The following is a 16,471-nucleotide window of genomic DNA, read 5'->3' on the forward strand; positions in this document are numbered from 1 at the left end:
ACCAAGACCTGACCGTGTCTCAGCCGGGCATCGGCAAGATTATTGGCGGTCTGGATCGTCCCGATCGGGACGCCATAACGCTGCGACAGGCTGCTCAGCGTATCCCCCTGTTGCACGGTCACACGGGGACCGGAGGCATAAGACTGACTGGGTGCGACTGGCGGCGTCGCGGCTTGCGACCCGTAATAGCGTGTCTGGCTCGCTTTGTAATTTGCCGAGCGCTGTGGCTCGGTGCCGTTGTAGCCACCTTGGGGCGGTAGGGATGACGTGGTCGAATAGTCGGCTGCGCCGACTCCGGTGTCGGCCATGCCGAGCGTCGGATAGTTGAAGCGCGTGGAATCGTCGCTACAGCCTGCGACGCCAAACGCTGTACTCAGTGCCAAAACGGCGCACGAAATTCCCCGGATGAGTTCCGGCCCATATGCCACGCGCATTATCGCTGGCCCCCACGCAATACTCAATTTGGGTAGTTAAGCGCGGCGCGGGTAAACAACGCTTTAAGGAACCGGTTCGCGATTCGGGAAAGTTCGGATCAGTCGCGTTTCACGCGTCCATGCACCAGCGGCACGAAGCGCACGGGCAGAAGCGGTGTCTCGACAAGCCCGTCGGGGGTCTTGTCGATCTGCACGAGCGATTGGGTATCGCGCGTCTCTCCAAGCGGAATGATCATCCGGCCACTCTCCCTCAGCTGATCGAGCAAGGCGGCAGGCGCATCGAGTGCCGCGGCCGTCACGATGATACGATCGAACGGGGCCTGGGGCGGCCATCCCAGCCAGCCATCGCCGATGATGGTGGTGACGTTGGCGATCTTCAGCCTGGCGAGCCGCGCCTCGGCCGCCTTCTGGAGCTCGCGCCAACGTTCGACGGAGTAGACCCGGCGGCAGAGCTGCGACAGGATCGCGGCCTGGTAGCCCGACCCGGTTCCGATCTCGAGGACCTTATGGGTCGGCTTCAGATCGAGCTTCTCGGTCATGGTCGCCACGACAAAGGGCTGCGAGATGGTCTGTCCGCATTCGATGGGCAGAGCGATGTCCTGATAGGCGTGCTCGGAGAAAGCGTCGTCCACGAACAGCTCGCGCGGAATCCGCTCGATGGCGCGCAACACGTCAGCGTCGCGAATCCCGCGGCGCCGGAGCTGCATGATCAGCCCGATCTGATTTTCCGCGTCCTCCACCAGCGTCCACCTCCTCCCCGGATGGGGCTAAAGGACAGTATCAGCCGATTCTCATAATCCAAGTTAGGGACTAATAAGGTCCGGCAAGGACTATTTGTCCTTTTCTTCCATGACGGAAGCCAGATCCGGGAGGGCGCCGTGGTCGGTGAAATCCAGGCACAGCGGCGTGACGGAGATTAGATTGGCGCGCACCGCCCACAGGTCCGAGCCTTTCGGCGGATTGGGACCGCGCTTGGTGATCCCGATCCAGTAATAGGCTTTGCCACGCGTATCCATGCGGTCGTCGATGTCGAGCAGCTCGGTATCGCGGAAGCCCTGAACAGTGGCCGCCACGCCCTTCACCTGATCGGGGTGGCAGTCGGGGAAGTTCACGTTGATGACCGAGCCAGTTGGCCAGCCGGCGGCGAGCAGCTTCCGCACCAGGTCCGCGCCATGGACCATGGGCGTATCCCAGGGCGGAACACCGTGGTCGTAATTGCTGATAGCTTGGCTCATCGCGATGGAGGGAATGCCTAGAAGCGATCCCTCGATGGCGCCTGCGACCGTGCCTGAATAGTTCACGTCGTCGGCGAGATTCTGGCCCCGATTGACGCCCGACAGGACTAGGTCCGGCGGCTCGTCCTTCAGGAGATAGCGTACCCCCATGATCACGCAGTCTGTCGGCGTCCCTTTCACCGCATAGCGCCGCTTGCCAATCTCACGCATGCGCAAAGGCTCTGCGAGGGTCAGCGAGTGCGAGGCCCCGCTATTGTCCGTCTCGGGTCCGACGACCCAGACATCATCGGTGAGGTCCGTCGCGATCTTTTCCAGCACGTCGAGACCGGCGGCTTCGATACCATCGTCATTGGTGATCAGGATGCGCATCTTCTCGAGTCGTTTCCGGTGGTTTGTCCGCCCAGCTGGGAGTTTGATTCAGGCCGACGCTTCGATTCTGGTGAGGCCGCCCATATACGGCTGGAGCGCTTCGGGAACGCGCACGCTGCCGTCGGCTTCTTGGTAGTTTTCGAGCACAGCGATGAGCGCGCGCCCCACAGCGACGCCCGAGCCGTTCAAGGTATGCACCAGTCGCGGCGCTTTCGCGTCGGTCCGCCGGTAGCGCGCATTCATGCGGCGAGCCTGGAAGTCACCGCAGACCGAGCAGGAGGAGATTTCCCGGTACGTGTCCTGCCCCGGCAGCCAGACCTCGATGTCGTAGGTCTTCTGCGCGGCGAAGCCCATGTCGCCGGTTGCGAGCACCACCACGCGATAGGGCAGACCGAGCTTTTGCAGCACGGTCTCGGCGCAACCCGTCATGCGCTCATGTTCTTCGCCGGATTGTTCCGGCGTAGTGACTGAGACCAACTCCACCTTGGTGAACTGGTGCTGGCGGATCATGCCGCGCGTGTCGCGGCCGGCCGCCCCTGCTTCGGCCCGGAAGCACGGCGTGCCCGCCGTCACCCGCATCGGGAGGCTCACCTCTTCTTGGATCGACTCACGCACCAAATTGGTGAGCGGCACTTCGGCGGTGGGGATGAGCCAGAACCCCTCTCCTGCAGGAAACTGGTCCTCTTCAAACTTCGGCAACTGCGCTGTGCCAAACATGGTGTCGTCGCGCACGAGCAGCGGCGGATTCACTTCCGTGTAGCCGTGCTCAGTCGTGTGCAGATCGAGCATGAATTGGGCAAGCGCACGTTCTAGCCGAGCAAGTGAACCCTTCAGCACCACGAAGCGGGAACCTGAAAGCTTTGACGCCGTTTCGAAGTCCATGAGGCCGAGCGCCTCACCGAGTTCGAAATGTTGCTTTGGGGAAAAATCGAAGCTCGGGATCTCGCCGACTTTGCGCAGCTCTACATTGGCGCTCTCGTCGGGCCCGACAGGCACGCCCTCGGCCGGGATATTGGGGATGCCCGCAAGAAGATCGCCCAAGGCCTGGTCCTGAGTGCGCTCGTCCTCCTTGCCCTTCTGGATCGTCTCTTTGAACCCGGCCACCTCGTCCAAGAGACGCTGCGCCTCGGCCTCGTCCTTGTTCTTCTTGGCCTCGCCTATGTCTTTCGATGCGGCGTTGCGGCGCGCCTGCAGATCCTGCAATTGCTGAATCGTTTCGCGGCGTTGCGCATCCAGCGTGAGTATCTGATTCAAAATCTCGGCGGGCGCCGGCTCGAAGCCGCGCTTCTCAAGCCCCGCCACGAAGGCATCGGGGTTCTCGCGTATCCATTTAACGTCAAGCACGGATGAATTCTCTTTCCGGTGATCGGCTAGCCGATGGTCGGCTCGTTCTGTCTGCCGCCCCCGTATAAGACGGGAACCGGCCCTTGTCAGCCGGACTTATGGGCAAGTGACGCCCTTACGACGACGGCGCTGCCGAGGGAGCCGCGGCAGCACGCTTCTTCTCCACCAGGCGCACGGCGAAAATAGAGATCTCGTAGAGAAGCAGCGTCGGCAGCGCCAGCGCCAGCTGGCTGACCGGATCCGGCGGGGTCAGCACCGCGGCCGCCACGAACACGCCGAGAATGGCGTGGCGCCGGTAGTGTTTCAGCGTCTTCGCAGTGACCAGGCCTGCCCGCGCCAGGAGTGTGAGCAGGACCGGCAACTGAAAGCAGATGCCGAAGCCGATGATCAGCATCATGATCAGGGACAGATATTCGCTCACCTTCGCCGTGAGTAGAATCTGGACCCCGCTGTCGCCCGTCTCCTGCATCGACAGGAAGAACCGCATGGCGAGCGGCATGGCGACGAAATAGACGAGCGCGGCTCCGATCAGAAACAGGATGGGCGTTGCGAACAGGAACGGCAGAAACGCCTTGCGCTCGTTGCGATAAAGGCCTGGCGCCACGAACATATAGAGCTGGGTGGCGATCACCGGGAAGGCGATGAACACCGCGCCGAAGAGGGCGAGCTTGACCTGGGTGAAAAAGAACTCCTGCGGCGCCGTATAGATCAGCTCGATCGGTGCATCAACGCCGGCCGCCACGCGATAGGGCCACAACAGCAGATTGTAGATGGGCTTTGCGAACCAAAAGCAGACGATGAAGGCGACCAACGTCGCGGCCAGCGCCCATAGAAGCCGCTTTCTCAGCTCGATCAGATGATCGATGAGTGGCGCCTTGGATGTGTCGATGTCTTCGTCGACTCTCAAGGTTTCGGCTCGCCGTTGCTGGGTGCCCCGGCAGCCCCGTTGGTCTTCCGGGACCTCCTCTTTGCGGGCGACTTTTTGGCCGCCGTCTTTTTCGCCGTAGCCTTCTTGGCAGGCGTTTTTTTTATCGTCGTCTTGGCATGCTTCCGAGTTGGCTTGGCGCGCGACACCTTCTGCGGCGTGGGCAACGGAGGTTCCGTCACGTCGGATTGAGGCGGCTCGACGAATTCGGGTGCGGGAGAAGCCGCAGGTCCCGTCATCAACGGTTTGCCGATGGGCTGGTTCAGATCCGGTGCGGGCCCCATATTGGCGCGGATCGCCTCAAGGTTCATCCGCACGTCCTCGGCTTCGCTCTCGGCAAGGACCTCATTGAATTGGCGCTGGAAGTCCGCGGCCATGCGGCGCGCCTTGCCGGCATAGAAGCCGATCGTGCGCATAAGCTTGGGCAGATCCTTCGGGCCGACCACCACGATCGCCACTATGACCACCACCAAAAGTTCCGACCATCCGATGTCCAGCATGGGCTTGAAAAACATGTCGCGAGAGAGCGCGCGAACCGAACGGGCCTCGCGGCACTTACGCGCCTAGCTTGATTTCTGGTTTTCAGTCTTGTGCGACTTCGACGGCGGTACCGGGGTCTCGTGTTGAATGACCTTGGCGTCCGCCACATCCTCGTCCTCATCGGCCATACCGGACTTGAAGCTCTTGATGCCCTTGGCCACGTCGCCCATGAGATCAGAGATCTTGCCCCGGCCGAACAGCAGCACGAACAGAAGCAGCACAACCAGAATTTGCCACCAACTTGGTCCCATGATCGACCTCCATGGCCTCTCTCCGCAGCGGAGATGACGCCATTCGTTTCAACGATTTGGCCGCACTATGGCAGCAAAGAACACCGAACCGCAAGCGCAGGGCCTGCCAAACTGCGTGCGCCTTTTAGTCGTTACGCGCCGGGAACACGAGTACGCCGCCCTCGTCGACGCCCACACCGAGTTCGTCGCCGCGCACCGGCATGTCCGCCGCGCGCACACGCGCCAGAATGGGACCTTCATGCCCTTCCACAGCGATCTCCAGGAGACCAACATCGCCCAGAAAGCGCGTATCCAAAACGCGCCCCAGGGTTCCCTCCCCGGGTTTCAAAAGACGAATTCCGCCCTGCCGCACGCAGACGATCACCTCCGTGCCGTCGACGAAATCGCTGGCGGCAAACGTCCCGAGCGCCGTCTCAGCCCTGCCGCCCTGAACACGCGCCGGCAGCTCATTGAGGTCCGAAAACGTCCGCGCGGCAAAGAGGTCCTTGGGGGTGCGGTAAAGCTCCGGCGCCGGGCCGGTCTGCACCACACGACCATCGCGCATCAAGGCGATCACGTCGCCCATGCGCATGGCCTCCTCCGAATCGTGTGTCACGACAATGCATGTCGCCCGCGACTCCCGGATAATGGCCAACGTCTCTTCACGCATGCTCTCCCGCAATTGCGAGTCGAGGCCGGAGAACGGCTCATCCATCAACACGATGCCAGGACGCGGGGCGATGGCCCGCGCAAGCGCCACACGCTGCTGCTGACCGCCGGAGAGAATGTGCGGGTAGTCGCGTTCGTAATCACCAAGACCGACCCGCTCTAGGGCCGCGTAAGCTTCGGCTTGCGCCTGCTGCTTCGTAAGCGAACGGAGGCCGAAGGCGACATTGTCCAGGATCGTGAGATGGGGAAACAGGGCGAAGTCCTGAAACATCAGCCCGACGCCGCGTTTTTCCGGCGGCACGAAGCGATTGGGACCGGCCACTTCCTGGCCATCGATCAGCACGGAACCGCTGCTCGGCGCCTCAACCCCGGCAATGATGCGCAGCAGGGTTGTTTTCCCGCAGCCGGACGGCCCGAGCAAACACAGTATCTTGCCCGGCTCCACCTCAAGAGAAACATCATCGAGCGCGAGGGTCTGGTCATAGCGGCGGGAGACGCCATCCACAGCCAAGCGGGCCGCGAAGGTGACAGCGGCCTTGCCGCGTCCGCTCCGGGACCGGCCGGATCCGTTACCGCCAGCCCGCGCCTTGAAAACTTTGAGCATCACAATGGTCTTACGCGACGGGGCTGCCTCAGCGCAACGCTTCACAGAACCGCGGGCGCCTGCCGAACCGGACGGACTTTACTCGCTTTGCTTCTCCGGCTCGCTCGGCTCGGACTCCGCAAGCACATCATCGTCGTCGGCACCCAGAAGTTCATCGGCCTGCTCGTCCTCAAGCGGGTCCTCATCCTCCCGCAGTTCGACGGCATCGTCCGGACTTGGCATCGCAAATCCCGGCGGTAGGTTCGAATCCAAAAGCCCCGCGCCCTTAAGTTCCCGCAAGCCCGGAAGGTCCTGAATTTGCTCGAAGCCGAAGTGCTCCAGGAACTCCAGGGTGGTCCCATAGGTGACCGGGCGCCCGGGCGCACGGCGGCGGCCTCTAAGCTTGACCCAGCCGGTCTCCAGCAGCACGTCCAACGTTCCCTTGGAGGTCGAAACACCTCGGATTTCTTCGATTTCGGCCCGCGTTACCGGCTGGTGATAGGCAATAATCGCCAAGGTCTCCAGCGCCGCGCGCGACAAGCGCCGCTGCGCGACGGCCTGGCGCTCCAGGAGATAGGATAGGTCGTCGGCGGTGCGGAAGGCCCACCTTCCGGCCACGCGCACGAGATTAACGCCACGGCCCGCATACAGGCCCTGCAGCTCCTCCAGGAGCGCTTGAACATCCTCGTCCGCCCCAAAGTGCAGGGCAAGTTCTGCCTCTTTCAGAGGGGCCGGAGCCGCGAACAGAAGGGCTTCGATGATGCGCAGCTTCTCCCGCCGGTCCGCCGATGGAAGCGCCATCACATTGGACGGCAGCGGTAGCATCGGCGCATCCGCGCCTTGCTCTTCCCTTTCTGCCGTGACCTCAACTACCCTTTCCGCCTGTTCAGCCGACATTTGCAGCCCCGCACCTTTTGTTATCACCGTCTTTTCCGCCTTCGCGTGCAACACATTCGTGGAATCCCGCGCGACCGTCTTCAAAACCTCATCGAGCTGCGCCAGCGCCACTTCGCCTTCACCGACGCTTTGCGCGAAGTCCGAAAGACCGTTTAAAACCTCCGCGAGCGTTGGAGCGCCCTCCTCGGAGGATTTCGGCCCGGTGCCCTCTCGCTTCATCCGAGTGGACTTTAATGGCGACATTTTGGGCTTCGGCATAGCGCACCCCTCGCAATTTTGAATTTCGTCGACGCTGACCCTCGTTACCCAAACTCCAACAACTTCGACCCAACGGCTCTGACGAGCCACTCACTGCGTAGCCGCACTCCGGCGGCGGACCAGGAGCGGTGCAAAGGACTTCGCCTGGCGAATTTCCACCGCGCCCTCGCGTGTCATTTCCAACGTGGCGGTGAAGCTCGATGCGAGCGCAGTCCGCCTGATCTCGGGCTCGACCAAGAACTCCGCCAGGATCTGATCGAGCGGCGCCCATTCGCAGGCTATGCCCAAGAGGCGTTCCAATTCCGAGCGCGCTTCCTTCAGAGACCAGACCGTGCGCTTCTCCATATACAGCGTGCGCACCGAGTTGCGCTGGCGCTGTTGGGCATAAGCCTTCAGGAGGTCGTAGACATTGGCGTCATAAACGCTCGTCCGCGAGACCCGAATAGGCTCGGGCTCGCCACGGGGAAATACATCGCGCCCGAGGCGCTTGCGCGTCATCAACTGCGCCGCCGCGTCCCGCATCGCATCCAGACGCTGCAGACGGAAGGCCAGCATGGCCGCGAGTTCCTCGCCCGATGGTTCGTCCTCGTCCGACGGCTCGGGCGGCAGCAGAAGCTTCGATTTCAGGAAAGTCAGCCAGGCGGCCATCACGAGATAGTCGGCGGCCAGCTCAAGGCGCAGCCGCTTCGCCTCCTCGATAAACTCAAGATATTGCTTCGCGAGCGCCAGAACGGAGATCTTGGCGATATCCACCTTCTGCGTGCGTGCCATGGCCAGAAGAAGGTCGAGCGGTCCTTCGAACCCCTCGACATCCACGCAGAGTTTTTCGTCCTCGTCGGCGTCTCGCTCGGTAGCGGCTTCCCACGCGGCGTCCGCGCCATTCCGCGCACCAGATTCCGGGGCGGGCTCGGCCGGCACAGCGTCCAGAGGCGCAGCAAGCTCGGCCTCCTGGCTGTCGGTCTTCTCGGTTTTGCCGTCGTCGGTCATGTCTGCACCGTTGGGTCCGGCCCCACCTGCGCCACCAGCGTCTCGGCCGCCTCACTGACGAGCGCGAGCGCCTCGGTCTCGTCGAAGGGCTTGGGGGCGGCAAGGCATGCCAACGCGCTGTCGAACCGCTTCAGGGAGACACCGGCGAGCTCCGGCGCGGCACCGGCGACATCGACCATCTCGTCGAACTTGCCGCTGCAATGCAGCGCCACATCGCAGCCGCCAGCAATCACCGCGCGGGTCAAATCTCCTGGAGTGCCCGAAAGTGCCTTCATGCCGATGTCGTCCGTCATAATCAAACCGGTTAGCCCCAATTGACCGCGAATCAGTTCCTTCATTATAGCCGGAGACAGCGTCGCGGGACTCTGCTCGTCATAGGCCGGCAACAGCACATGCGCCGTCATCGCCAAAGGCGCATCCCGCAAGGCATGGAACGGCCGGAAGTCGACCTCCTCTAAGGACTCCTTGGAAACATCGATGTGCGGCAACGACTTATGGCTGTCGGCCATGGCCCGGCCATGCCCCGGAACATGCTTGATCACCGGCAGGACGCCCCCTGCGAGTATCCCGTCCATCACCGCACGGCCGAGGACGCCGACGGCGTCCGGATCTGTGGAAAAGGCGCGGTCGCCGATGATGTCGTGAGCGCCCTCCTGAGGCACGTCGATACAGGGCGTGCAATCCACGTTGATCCCCAGATCGTATAGCTCAGACGCCATGAGACGAGACGCGGCGAACGCCGCACGCTTGCCGGCCTCTTTATCCCGCGCGTAGAGGTCACCGAAGCACCGCGCCGGCGGCATGGCGCGCCAGTATGGCGGCCGCAGCCGCTGGACGCGTCCACCTTCCTGGTCGACCAGAATGAGGACGTCGTCGATCCCCACAGCCGATTTGAAGTCTGAGACGAGGGCTTGGACCTGGCCCGGGTTATTGACGTTTCTGGCGAAGAGAATAAGGCCGCAGGGACGCTCTTCGGCGAAGAGATCACGCTCGGCCTTGGTCAACGCCGTCGTCGCACAACCGGAGATGAAGGCTTTGAATGGCATGCCCTGGGGCTAGCCCCAGGACGCGTCTCGGTCAAGCGGCGTATGACCGATTTATTGCGCCATCACCAGGCAATCGCCATGGCCCTTGGACTTCAGCTGACCACACAGCTTGTAGGCTGCATCCTTGTCCGACATGGGCCCAACCTGAAGCCGGTACCAAGTGCCCTTTGGTCCGAGATCGGTCTTGCGGACAAGCGGCTGATAATTGCCGAGCAGGCTCGGATATTTCTGCTGCGCATCGGCGAAGTTGGCCAGAGCGTCGGTCTGGCTCTTGCTGGAGCCAAGCTGAACGACATAGGCGCTCGAGGCGGCGGCTGTTGGCGCAGCGGCGGCAGCCGGTGCAGCGACGGCCACTTGCTCCCCGCCGGCTGCCTGCTGGATTGCGGGGACCGGCATCATATTCGGCTGCGCCATCATGCTGTTCGCCTGGGATGTCGCGCCCGCGGCTGCCTCATTGGCCATGGCCGCAGCGCCTTCCATGGATCCGTCCGGACGGACAACCATGGTCTTGACCTTACGTGGTCCGCCATCCTCGCCCACAGCATCGGTGGTGGCGACGGCGCCGGGCAATCCTGCCGTGGCGGTGGCCGGCGGCATAGCAGGCACGGCCACATCTTCCTGGCGTGGCACAAGGCGCTCGGCCTGCGGCGTCGCCCCGTTCGTCAGGCGGTCGTAGATCAGCTTGTTCTTGTTGGGAAACTCTTTGCCGCCCGGCGAGTCCGGGGCGGCTTTCACCGGGGATGCGTCCGCCGTCACGATCGGCGCATCGCCACTGCCGATACCGCCGCCGCTCTGCTTATAAGCGTAAGCAAGGGCCCCACCAAGGGCAATGGCCCCCAAAAGCGCGCTGGCAACCATCACGGTGCTGCGGCCCTTGAGCGTTCCCATAACCTTGGACTTGAGGCCGCCCTGGGAGGCGGCAACGCTCGCATCCACGAAATCGGCATCGCTGCCGTCGTAAAGAAAGTCCTGCGGGGCCGGCTGCATTCCGGCGCGCGGATCGCCAAGCGCAATCTGCGGCGGCTGGGCGTAATTGGGATCGAGGGTCTGCAATTGCCGGCTCGGATCGCTCGGTGGAACGTGGCCGTAAGGAACCCCTTGCTGCTGGGGTTGCGGCGCGTACATGGCCGGATCGTCGGCACCGGGCATCGGCTGGCCCGCATAGGCTTCCGCCTGCGGCGGCGCATAGGCCTCGGGCTGCTGAGCCGCAAAGTCTTGAGGCTGCGGCGGCGCATAGGCCTCGGGCTGAGAGGCTGCCGGTGCGGCTTGATAAGCGGCCGCTGGGGCCGCGGGTTCGAGGAACGATGCGTCCTCGTCCGGGAAACTGGCATCCGCCGCCGGCTCATCCGCCAGCGGTGCAGTGTGGTCCTCGAGCCCTGCGCCAAGCTTCACGTCGCCGAAAATCGAATCCGGGAAGCCGGGGTCAACGGCACCGAATTCCGGAAGCGTGCGGTTGGGCGCGACGGCCTGCGGGGTTGCGGGCGTCGCGTAAGCCTGGGGCTGCGGCTGACCTTGTGGCTGAGAGTGTAAATCCTGACCACCGGCATACGCCTGAGGCTGTGGAGCTTGAGGCTGCGGGGCCTGAGGCTGTGCGGGATGAGGATCCTGAGGCTGTGCGGGATGAGGATGATGCAAGGCGGGATCGGCGTAAGCCTTTGGCTGAGGACTGAACACTGCCGGAGCTGGCTGCGGCGCGGCGGGGGCTGCGGGATTCTGACCGCCGCGTGTCAACGGGTTGAAGGACGGCATCTGCGCAAACGAAGGACCGCCATTTCCAAAAATGGATTGCTGTCCTGGATTTGGCTGACCTGGTCGGCCGGCTCCCTGAACCATCGAGGTACCTCACTGTTTCCGGTGTTTGCCTGGCCTGTCCCCCACGATGGAACCCCAGACGTGCTTGCCGCGTTCTGCCCTTGCGCGTTAACGCCTTAGGCGAAGTTTTAATCGAATACAGAAGGTCCGGCATTTCGACCGCCGAACCTACTATCTTGCGCGTACATGGTTACTGCCCTCGAACTATCCCCGCGTTCTCAAGTTCAGCTAGTGCAGCTCGTGCACTGCATGAACGCCGAGGATCCCCAATCCCAACGCCAAGATCTGCTGTGTGGCTACCACCAGCGCAACACGAGCACGGGTTAACTCTCGGTCAGTTTGGTGAATAAAACGTAATTGTGGCAAGTCTTTGCCTCTGTTCCAAAGACCATGGAAGTCTCCGGCAAGATCGTAAAGATAGAACGCGATGCGATGGGGCTCATGTGCTTGAGCTGCAGCCTCCACAATACGGGGAAACTGGGCCATGCGCTTGATCAGCGCGAGGTCGCCCTCATCGTTCAACCGATCGAGATCAGCTGATGCCAATTGTTCCCCCTCCAACGCAAGGTCGGGAAATGCCTCGGCAACATTCCGCAGGACCGAACTCGCCCGCGCGTGCGCGTATTGGACATAAAACACTGGGTTGTCCCGCGACTGCTCGGTGACTTTGGCGAAGTCGAAATCGAGCGGCGCATCGTTTTTCCGGTAGAGCATCATGAACCGGACCGGGCCTGCCCCGACCTCGTCCACGACCTCCCGCAGTGTCACAAACGTCCCCGCACGCTTGGACATCTTTACAGGCTCGCCCGACCTGAACAACCGAACAAGCTGGCAAATCTTAACGTCGAGATCGCCGACACCGTCGGTGAGCGCCTTGAGGGCGGCCTGCATGCGCTTGATATGCCCACTATGGTCGGCCCCCCAGATGTCGATCATCGACTTAAAGCCGCGTCTGAACTTGTCGAAGTGATAGGCAATATCTGCAGCAAAATAAGTGTACGAGCCATCGGCTTTGACCAGGGGGCGATCCTGATCGTCTCCGAACTCGCTGGCGCGGAAGAGAAGCTGGATCCGGTCTTCCCAGTCCTCGTCCAGCTTGCCCTTGGGTGGCGGCAAACGCCCCTCATAGACCAACCCCTTCGATTTCAGATTAGCAATGATCTCGGCGACCTCGTCCTCCCCTTCCATCATCGAACGTTCGGAGAAAAATACGTCATGGCGGATGTCGAGTTGGGCCAGATCGTCCTCGATCATGCCGAGCATGGCTCTCAGGGCGACACCGCGCACCGCCGGGAGCCATTCGGCCTCGGGCATGTCCAGCAAATCGCGCCCGTGATTGCTCGCAAGGTTCTCGCCCACCGATTTCAGATAATCGCCTGGATAGAGCCCTTCGGGGATCTCCCCAATGTCTTCACCCAGCGCCTCCCGGTAGCGCAGGAACGCGGAGCGCGCGAGGACGTCCACCTGCGCCCCAGCGTCGTTGACGTAGTACTCACGCGTCACGTCGTGCCCTGCGAAGGCGAGAAGATTAGCCAGCGCATCGCCGAACACCGCGCCGCGGCAATGGCCCACATGCATCGGGCCCGTTGGATTGGCGGAGACATACTCCACGTTGACCGCCTCCCCCTTGCCAATGGCGCTGCGGCCGAACGCGCCTCCCTGTTCCAGCACCATCCGCAGCACGCTGGGCCAAAAGGCCTGTCTCAGGGTGAGGTTGATAAAGCCGGGCCCGGCGATCTCCACGTTCTCGACGAAAGGGTCCGAGGCGAGCAAAGGCACGATGCGCTCGGCCAGCGCGCGGGGGGGCATCTTCGCCGGCTTCGCCAGCAGCATGGCGGCATTGGTGGCAAGGTCCCCATGGCCGGCATCCTTGGGCGCGCTCAGCGCGATCCCATCCACCTTCGCATCTTTCGGCACGACGCCATCGTGTTTCAGTTGCTGAACGGCCGCCAAGACGTGGCCGTGGAACCCAGAAAAAACGTCCATGAATGCTCCGGAAGGTATGTGGCGCGACTATCGCAAATCCGGTGTCGCGTCAAACAAGCGGCGGTGTTCGGCGATAGCGTAGCGGTCCGTTTGCCCGGCAATGAAGTCAGCCACGTGACGGGCCGAGGCACGCGGATCTCCCCCGCGCGCTTCCTCGCGCCACTCCGGCGGCAGTGCACCAGGATCGCGCGCATAACGGTCAAAGAGTCCGACCACGATATCCTCCGCATCGCCCATGATCCGCATCACGCGCGGATGGCGATAGACCTGCCCGAACAAGAACTTACGGAGCTGCTGGAGTTCAGCCCGCATGGCTCCGGAAAACGCCACCATAGCGCCATTGGCCGCCCGCACGCCATCCGCGCTCTGGGACGGCACTTGCTCAAGGCGCTTCAGTGTTTCCTCGAGAACATCGTTGACCATGGCGGTGATCAGCCGCCGTTTGAGCTCGTATAGGCGGCGCGCCGGCTCGAGGTCGCGATAGGTTGCGTCCAGCTGGTCGAGATAGCGTCCAGCCAGGGGGATGCCGGCAAGGTCCGAAAATGAGAAGCACCCGGCACGATAACCATCGTCGATGTCGTGCGCATTGTAGGCGATGTCGTCTGCCAGCGCGGCGATCTGGGCTTCGACCGAGGCGAAGCTGTCGAGCTCGAGATCATGCGTCTCGCAATAGTCCCGAGTGGGCTCCGGGACGGGCGCCCCCTCGCCGCCCAGCGGGCCGTTGTGTTTGACGACCCCTTCCAGGGTTTCCCAGGTAAGGTTCAAGCCATCGAAGCCGCCGTAAATCCGTTCAAGCTTCGTCACCACACGCAAGGACTGGGCGTTGTGATCGAAGCCGCCCGCTTCGGCGATCGCGGCATCGAGCGCCCGTTCACCGGCGTGCCCGAACGGCGGATGGCCGAGGTCGTGGGCAAGCGCGACCGCTTCGGTCAAATCCTCGTCGACTCGGAGCGCCCGGGCGATACTCCGTGCGATTTGCGAGACTTCCAGGCTGTGCGTCAGGCGCGAGCGGAAATGGTCGCCCTCATGGTAGATAAAAACCTGGGTCTTGTGGTTCAGACGGCGAAACGCGGTCGAGTGCAATATGCGGTCGCGATCGCGCGCATATGGCCTGCGAATAGTGCTTGGGTCTTCCGCGATGCGCCGACCCCGGCTGAGCCGCACATCCTGGGCGTAGGGCGCAAGCTGGGCGTCGGTTGCAGGAACGTCGGTCCCCGCCGGCTCGTCGCATGCTGCCGCTAGCTGCCGCAGATGCTCATTCTTCCCGGGTTCGCCGATTGACAACGCCGTTGGCCATTCCCATCATTAAGTCACAAAGGATTGGCTAACCGAAGATGAGCGAGCCGTCTATCACCATAAGCCCGAGCGCCGCCAAGCGCATCGTCGAACTTGTCAAGGCCGACAGCAACGCTGAGCTCTTCCGCGTCAGCGTCGAGGGTGGCGGTTGTTCCGGTTTCCAATACCGCTTCGACCTGATCCAGAGCGCGGCGCCCGAGGACATGCTGATCGAGCGCGACGGCGCCACCGTTGCCATCGACCCGACCTCCGTCCCCTTTATCGTTGGTTCGGAGATCGACTTCATCGACGAACTGATCGGCGCCCAATTCAAGATCAGCAATCCCAACGCCACGGCAGCCTGCGGCTGCGGGACCAGCTTCTCGGTCTAGTGCAAAACTGGCCTGCGCCGTGCCCGCGCGGTTGCCCCGCCCATTCGGGCATGGCTATGTGGCTGCATGAAAATCGCGACCTGGAATATCAACGGCATCAAGGCCCGGCTCGAGACGGTAAAAACCTGGCTCGGCGCGGCCTCGCCCGACATCGCCTGTTTCCAAGAAATCAAAAGCGTGGACGAAGGCTTCCCCAGCGAAATCTTCGAAGAGCTCGGCTACAACGTCGCCGTCCATGGCCAGAAAGGCTTCAACGGCGTGGCTATTCTGTCGAAGCTGCCTTTCGACGAGGTGATTCGCGGCCTGCCCGGCGATCCGGACGATGCGCAATCCCGCTATATCGAAGGCGTGTTCTCGGTCCCGTCCGGGGTCGTGCGCGTCGTGGATATCTACTTGCCCAACGGCAACCCGACGGACTCCGAGAAGTTCCCCTATAAGCTCGCCTGGATGGAGCGGCTCAAGGCGCGGGTCAAGGAACTCCTGTCCTATGAAGAGCCGTTTGTGATCGCCGGGGATTACAACGTCATCCCGACGCCGGAGGATGTCTACGATCCGGCCGCCTGGATCAGCGATGCGCTATTCAGGCCGGAGACGCGGGCGCAGTACCAAAAACTGGTCAATCTTGGCCTCACCGATGCGTTCCGCGCCTGTCACGACGAACCGCATCAATTCACCTTTTGGGACTATCAGGCGGGCGCCTGGCAGAAGAACCACGGTATCCGGATCGATCATCTCCTGCTCTCGCCTCAGGCTGCCGACAGGCTGGTGTCCTGCGACATCGACGCCGAACCGCGCGGTTGGGAGAAACCGTCCGATCATGTACCGGTCGTCATGGAGCTTGCGGTCTAGAGCAAGCTCAAGGGCTCTGCAAAAAATCAGGAAGTCAGAAGAGCAAGCGCGTTAACCGGCTCTGCTACTGGAGGTCGCCCATGCCGGACTCCGAGGTGCCGAAGCCGGCCGACAGTCCCATAGCGGCGGGCGGAACCAGGTCCACCGGCCCGAGCCGCGGCTCGGAGCGTGCGGACAGCGAGGGTTGCTGCGCTGCCGGGACAGCGCGGGTCGCCGTGGGGGCGGTCGGAATGCTCACCGCCGTGGCCGTGCCGCGCGCACCGCTCAGTCCGGGCATAAGCGCTTCGGCATCGGCGACCGTAACCCTGTCCGCAATTGCGATCGTCCTGTCGTGACTCTCGACGATCCATTTGGCGTCGTCGCTCGTTTGACGCACGTTCTGCCGCGCCAGCATGAGCAGAGCGAGCCCCTGCGCTTGCCGCTGTGCGGCGCCTTCGCCGCGCCAGAGCATTTCGCCCAACACGGCCTGCGCGCCTGCGTGTTGCTTGCGTGCGGCCATGGTCAACCAGTTTGCAGCAATGGTCGGGTTCTTCTCGATGCCCGTGCCGGTCAGATAGAGCCGCCCGAGCCGATACTGTGCTTCGGCATCGCCGAAATAAGCGCCGGCATGCCGCAGCAGCCCCACGGCGTAGGCCGGATC

The 16,471-nt window shown here is 62.8% G+C and carries 17 protein-coding genes; 2 read left to right on the forward strand and 15 right to left on the reverse strand.

Translation table 11 applies throughout. From position 1 onward, the window contains the following. The 14 genes from WBQ77_RS11385 to WBQ77_RS11450 form a co-directional block, all read right to left on the reverse strand. On the reverse strand, positions 1 to 434 hold a 434-nt coding region (locus tag WBQ77_RS11385; RefSeq protein ID WP_424060331.1), incomplete at its 3' end, for a LysM peptidoglycan-binding domain-containing protein. A gap of 98 nt (positions 435 to 532) precedes the next feature. Next, a complete protein-coding gene (locus WBQ77_RS11390; protein ID WP_424045094.1) occupies positions 533 to 1,141 on the reverse strand; it encodes a protein-L-isoaspartate(D-aspartate) O-methyltransferase in 609 nt (202 codons plus the stop codon). A 123-nt stretch (positions 1,142 to 1,264) separates the two neighbouring features. Then, positions 1,265 to 2,038: a 5'/3'-nucleotidase SurE gene (gene surE / locus WBQ77_RS11395; protein ID WP_424045091.1), complete on the reverse strand. Its 774-nt coding sequence runs from the start codon at positions 2,036 to 2,038 to the stop codon at positions 1,265 to 1,267. 48 nt (positions 2,039 to 2,086) lie between these two features. Then, the gene (serS, locus tag WBQ77_RS11400; protein WP_424060333.1) at positions 2,087 to 3,382 is read right to left on the reverse strand and encodes a serine--tRNA ligase; all 1,296 of its coding nucleotides are present in this window, start codon (positions 3,380 to 3,382) and stop codon (positions 2,087 to 2,089) included. Between the two features lie 115 nt (positions 3,383 to 3,497). Continuing rightward, the gene (tatC, locus tag WBQ77_RS11405; RefSeq protein WP_424060335.1) at positions 3,498 to 4,289 is read right to left on the reverse strand and encodes a twin-arginine translocase subunit TatC; all 792 of its coding nucleotides are present in this window, start codon (positions 4,287 to 4,289) and stop codon (positions 3,498 to 3,500) included. Then, positions 4,286 to 4,822, reverse strand: a complete 537-nt coding sequence (tatB, locus tag WBQ77_RS11410; RefSeq protein ID WP_424060337.1) for a Sec-independent protein translocase protein TatB — start codon at positions 4,820 to 4,822, stop codon at positions 4,286 to 4,288. Before tatB ends, tatC begins: the two co-directional genes overlap by 4 nt. Positions 4,823 to 4,870: 48 nt before the next feature. Further along, positions 4,871 to 5,098, reverse strand: a complete 228-nt coding sequence (locus WBQ77_RS11415; RefSeq protein ID WP_424041446.1) for a twin-arginine translocase TatA/TatE family subunit — start codon at positions 5,096 to 5,098, stop codon at positions 4,871 to 4,873. Positions 5,099 to 5,222: 124 nt separating this feature from the next. Then, on the reverse strand, positions 5,223 to 6,350 hold the full coding sequence (locus WBQ77_RS11420; RefSeq protein WP_424060339.1) for an ABC transporter ATP-binding protein: 1,128 nt from the start codon (positions 6,348 to 6,350) through the stop codon (positions 5,223 to 5,225). A gap of 78 nt (positions 6,351 to 6,428) precedes the next feature. Continuing rightward, positions 6,429 to 7,154 carry an SMC-Scp complex subunit ScpB gene (gene scpB / locus WBQ77_RS11425; protein WP_424041466.1) on the reverse strand — a complete coding sequence of 242 codons (726 nt, stop codon included), beginning with the start codon at positions 7,152 to 7,154 and terminating at the stop codon, positions 6,429 to 6,431. Positions 7,155 to 7,574: 420 nt separating this feature from the next. Further along, complete coding sequence (locus WBQ77_RS11430) at positions 7,575 to 8,471, reverse strand: segregation and condensation protein A (protein ID WP_424060341.1); 897 nt, start codon at positions 8,469 to 8,471, stop codon at positions 7,575 to 7,577. Then, positions 8,468 to 9,517: a beta-N-acetylhexosaminidase gene (nagZ, locus tag WBQ77_RS11435; RefSeq protein ID WP_424041452.1), complete on the reverse strand. Its 1,050-nt coding sequence runs from the start codon at positions 9,515 to 9,517 to the stop codon at positions 8,468 to 8,470. The genes WBQ77_RS11430 and nagZ overlap by 4 nt, the downstream gene beginning before the upstream one ends. A 51-nt stretch (positions 9,518 to 9,568) precedes the next feature. Further along, complete coding sequence (locus WBQ77_RS11440) at positions 9,569 to 11,191, reverse strand: SPOR domain-containing protein (RefSeq protein ID WP_424060343.1); 1,623 nt, start codon at positions 11,189 to 11,191, stop codon at positions 9,569 to 9,571. A 366-nt stretch (positions 11,192 to 11,557) separates the two neighbouring features. Beyond that, complete coding sequence (gene argS / locus WBQ77_RS11445; RefSeq protein WP_424060344.1) at positions 11,558 to 13,315, reverse strand: arginine--tRNA ligase; 1,758 nt, start codon at positions 13,313 to 13,315, stop codon at positions 11,558 to 11,560. A 27-nt stretch (positions 13,316 to 13,342) separates the two neighbouring features. After that, complete coding sequence (locus tag WBQ77_RS11450; protein WP_424041468.1) at positions 13,343 to 14,566, reverse strand: deoxyguanosinetriphosphate triphosphohydrolase; 1,224 nt, start codon at positions 14,564 to 14,566, stop codon at positions 13,343 to 13,345. An 83-nt stretch (positions 14,567 to 14,649) separates the two neighbouring features. Between WBQ77_RS11450 and erpA the strand changes: the two genes are divergently transcribed. Together erpA and xth are read left to right on the forward strand one after the other, a co-directional pair. Continuing rightward, on the forward strand, positions 14,650 to 14,982 hold the full coding sequence (gene erpA, locus WBQ77_RS11455; RefSeq protein ID WP_424041456.1) for an iron-sulfur cluster insertion protein ErpA: 333 nt from the start codon (positions 14,650 to 14,652) through the stop codon (positions 14,980 to 14,982). Between the two features lie 66 nt (positions 14,983 to 15,048). After that, complete coding sequence (gene xth, locus WBQ77_RS11460; protein WP_424060345.1) at positions 15,049 to 15,831, forward strand: exodeoxyribonuclease III; 783 nt, start codon at positions 15,049 to 15,051, stop codon at positions 15,829 to 15,831. A 64-nt stretch (positions 15,832 to 15,895) separates the two neighbouring features. Here the strand turns inward: xth and WBQ77_RS11465 are convergent. Further along, positions 15,896 to 16,471: tetratricopeptide repeat protein (locus WBQ77_RS11465; RefSeq protein WP_424060347.1), on the reverse strand; the 576-nt coding region annotated here is incomplete at its 5' end.

This window comes from Methyloceanibacter sp. (assembly GCF_049590335.1).
Lineage (GTDB): Bacteria > Pseudomonadota > Alphaproteobacteria > Rhizobiales > Methyloligellaceae > Methyloceanibacter.

What these genes read in the sequence shown, in the direction of transcription:
- WBQ77_RS11390 (WP_424045094.1), bottom strand. Translation starts at nt 1,141, where the DNA reads ATGCAGCTCCGGCGCCGCGGGATTCGCGACGCTGACGTGTTGCGCGCC.
- surE (WP_424045091.1), bottom strand. Translation starts at nt 2,038, where the DNA reads ATGCGCATCCTGATCACCAATGACGATGGTATCGAAGCCGCCGGTCTC.
- tatB (WP_424060337.1), bottom strand. Translation starts at nt 4,822, where the DNA reads ATGTTTTTCAAGCCCATGCTGGACATCGGATGGTCGGAACTTTTGGTG.
- WBQ77_RS11415 (WP_424041446.1), bottom strand. Translation starts at nt 5,098, where the DNA reads ATGGGACCAAGTTGGTGGCAAATTCTGGTTGTGCTGCTTCTGTTCGTG.
- WBQ77_RS11420 (WP_424060339.1), bottom strand. Translation starts at nt 6,350, where the DNA reads ATGCTCAAAGTTTTCAAGGCGCGGGCTGGCGGTAACGGATCCGGCCGG.
- scpB (WP_424041466.1), bottom strand. Translation starts at nt 7,154, where the DNA reads ATGCTACCGCTGCCGTCCAATGTGATGGCGCTTCCATCGGCGGACCGG.
- WBQ77_RS11430 (WP_424060341.1), bottom strand. Translation starts at nt 8,471, where the DNA reads ATGACCGACGACGGCAAAACCGAGAAGACCGACAGCCAGGAGGCCGAG.
- nagZ (WP_424041452.1), bottom strand. Translation starts at nt 9,517, where the DNA reads ATGCCATTCAAAGCCTTCATCTCCGGTTGTGCGACGACGGCGTTGACC.
- argS (WP_424060344.1), bottom strand. Translation starts at nt 13,315, where the DNA reads ATGGACGTTTTTTCTGGGTTCCACGGCCACGTCTTGGCGGCCGTTCAG.
- erpA (WP_424041456.1), top strand. Translation starts at nt 14,650, where the DNA reads ATGAGCGAGCCGTCTATCACCATAAGCCCGAGCGCCGCCAAGCGCATC.
- xth (WP_424060345.1), top strand. Translation starts at nt 15,049, where the DNA reads ATGAAAATCGCGACCTGGAATATCAACGGCATCAAGGCCCGGCTCGAG.